Below are 2,760 nucleotides of genomic sequence, written 5' to 3'. Positions count from 1 at the left end.
CCGAAACGAAATGACACGCCCCAGCGATGGCAAGTGAACCCCAGTGAACGTGTTTCGTTTTGGGGGCAAAGCCCCCCGTCAAGCGAAGCGTCTGACCACCACATTTTTGAGCGACCAAATACAGGGGCGAAAAAAGGGGGTGGTCAGACGAACGCAGTGAGTTTGACGGGCTTGGGTGAATGGTTTTTTTCGCAGGCGTCCAGCCGAAGAAAATAGCCAGAGGGCGGAGCCTTATGTCATTCATTTTCGTCCAGAAAATGAGTGGCATTGATACTGAAAGTATCATGGGGTGCAAGTTAGTAAAACTATGATTCTACCCATTATTTCACCCGTTATTCTGCCCGTTATACCTAAATTGGGTGCAATAACGGGTAAAGTAATAGGTAGAATAACAGGTGGATTAATGGGTAAGAAATAACACAACGTCATCTTGTGTCTATCTATTATTCTGTATCTTATTCTATGTATTATTCTACCTATTACAGACGAAATAGATAAAATAAGAGATAGAATAATAGATAGGATAATACATAAAATAATAGGTAAACCTAACGTCAGCGCACCTTTTCTTCGAGCTGTTTTAGCATCGAAATATCACCTAATAACCGTTGATTTTTACCTGTGAAAAAGATGATCGGACTGACATTTGCATTATCAATACTTCGGCTTAACTGAATTCCCATCGCCTGATAATCATCATCGTTTGTGCAATGGTATAACGCTAAAACAAGCTGACATTGTTCTGGAGTTCCGCATTCTATTGCCCAGCGGATCAACTCCGAAAAGGTCAATCCGTTCGGTTTCCAGTGTTTTTTATGCCGTGACGCTAACGCCTTAAATTTTTCACGCCCTTGATTATATTTTTCTGCCCCGATCACCGGATCTTCACAACGAACCCCTTGAACCGGTCGCTTATCAAATGACAATTCCCATAAATTTAATTCTTCGATGTATTCGTAATCTTCTGGCGATGCCAAACGAAATAATTGAGACATAGAGACACCCTCCGATCATGTGTGAACGGAGACAGTATAAGGCTTTCGAGAAATTCCGCTTCCTCGACGTGAAACAAGTTCACGCCTTGCGGCGAGCGTTGCGAATTGAATTTATGAGGTTTACCAAGCTCCAGATGTAACAAAGCCCCGTGACAGCATCACAGGGCTCTGGTACTCTAAATCTTGTGCATTCGTTGCTCAGATTAGACGTCGCAATCCAATCTTAGCAACGTGAGAGGCGCTTGTCACGTTCTCATTAAATACCAGCCAACGACATTAACCCAAATGCACCACTTGATTGACTCGGACTTAGCCCGGTCTCCGAAAGGATAAACAGGCAAATTGTGGTAGTAAAACGTACCGGAAAACGAAATTCCGGCTCTACCTCCGAATCACGCTGCGGTATCGAAAGATTACAGTGCGTACCTGATAAGAGCACCAATCAACGGACTAGGGATTTCTTGGATTGCGAAGTGTCGAAAGAAGCCCAACCTAACCAAACTTAGCCAGATTAACGAGCTAAGAGACCATGACCCAATAACTGATCATGGAGAAAAGCAAAGACAAGATGAAGATGTCGCTTCGCTCCGTTTTGATTAGTACCACATTGGGGCATTAGGCGTTTTTTACCTAGATTTTATCGGTGAACAATAACACCTAAACTCTCAACAAGCTGAAGCGCCTGCTCTCCATCCAACTTCACTCCATCTAAATTAATTCGCCTTGCATCAAGCTCGCCAAGCGCCCCACCCGTTAAATCACAACCAGTAAAATCAGCCAAAGACCAATCAAACGATGAAAACTCCCCACAAGAAAGATCGGAGCCACGAAACACGGCGCCAGTTATCACAGTGCCATTCCAGCGATTTTCCCACAGTTCGCACTTTTCTAATATGACTCTAGAAAAATTAGCGTAACTAAGATTTGTCTTGGTTATATAAGCACTACAAAACCATGACCTTGTAGTTATCATATTCATAAAATTAGCCCCTCGAAAATCAGCTCCTTGAGCTAAACACTCACTAATTTCAAGACCTAAGGCGCTAATGTTTTTAAAATTACTCATTGATAAATCGCAGCTTTTAAAGCTAGCGTTTTTTAGTTTGGCTCTATTAAAATCACACCCTTCCAAGCTATTCCTGTCGTAAAAACTACAATCAACAAATTCAGTATCAGTTAAATCAACCCCTGAAAAATCACAATTTGAAAAGGCAATATTTTTAACTCTATTCCCCGTAAATTGATCTCGTGAAAACTTTTCATTGATAAAGTGCTTTTCCATACATGCTACACCTGGTTATTTATACAGTGCAATCATTGTACATTAATTTGAACAACCTTAAACTCTAGCTAAAATTGATTCATACAATCCCTTTTATGTTAAACGGGCGAGTTAGTTAGCAAAAACCTCCCGTTCATCCCCATTAAAGCCCCTCGAAACGATTTTAAGACACGATCACCCTATAAAACACCCAAATCTACGCTGAAAGTTTAGAACGGTTTTGCGGGCTTCTGAGTGCGTTTTTAACATCGTGCAAACTGACAAGTAAAACGATGCGAAATCGCTGAAAGTCACAAACTTGTTTTGTGGCAAGAAGCGATTTGACCAACCGAGTAAAACGAGGGCGGTAGGCTTTTTGTTTTTATCCTGATGAGCGTCCAGCGAAGAAAGGGAAAAACAGGGGGAGCCGAAACGAAATGACACGCCCCAGCGATGGCAAGTGAACCCCAGTGAACGTGTTTCGTTTTGGGGGCAAAGCCCCCC

The 2,760-nt window shown here is 42.2% G+C and carries 3 protein-coding genes; all 3 read right to left on the bottom strand.

The annotated features are described in order from the left end of the window. Nucleotides 1-554: 554 nt before the first annotated feature. A complete protein-coding gene (locus tag OQV04_RS24125; RefSeq protein ID WP_015063446.1) occupies nt 555-995 on the bottom strand; it encodes a hypothetical protein in 441 nt (146 codons plus the stop codon). 637 nt (nt 996-1,632) lie between these two features. Further along, nucleotides 1,633-2,277, bottom strand: a complete 645-nt coding sequence (locus OQV04_RS24120; RefSeq protein ID WP_012634451.1) for a quinolone resistance pentapeptide repeat protein QnrD1 — start codon at nt 2,275-2,277, stop codon at nt 1,633-1,635. Nucleotides 2,278-2,451: 174 nt separating this feature from the next. Then, a partial coding sequence (locus OQV04_RS24115; RefSeq protein ID WP_216483211.1) for a hypothetical protein occupies nt 2,452-2,760 on the bottom strand: 309 nt, incomplete at its 5' end.

Source organism: Escherichia sp. Lx600-2 (genome assembly GCF_036662595.1).
Taxonomy (GTDB): Bacteria; Pseudomonadota; Gammaproteobacteria; order Enterobacterales; family Enterobacteriaceae; genus Escherichia; species Escherichia coli.
Note: the sequence above shows the minus strand (reverse complement) of the source record. Positions and strands in the feature narration are given on the sequence as shown.

Excerpts from the sequence above, each read along its gene's own strand:
- OQV04_RS24125 (WP_015063446.1), bottom strand. The coding sequence starts at position 995 with ATGTCTCAATTATTTCGTTTGGCATCGCCAGAAGATTACGAATACATC.
- OQV04_RS24120 (WP_012634451.1), bottom strand. The coding sequence starts at position 2,277 with ATGGAAAAGCACTTTATCAATGAAAAGTTTTCACGAGATCAATTTACG.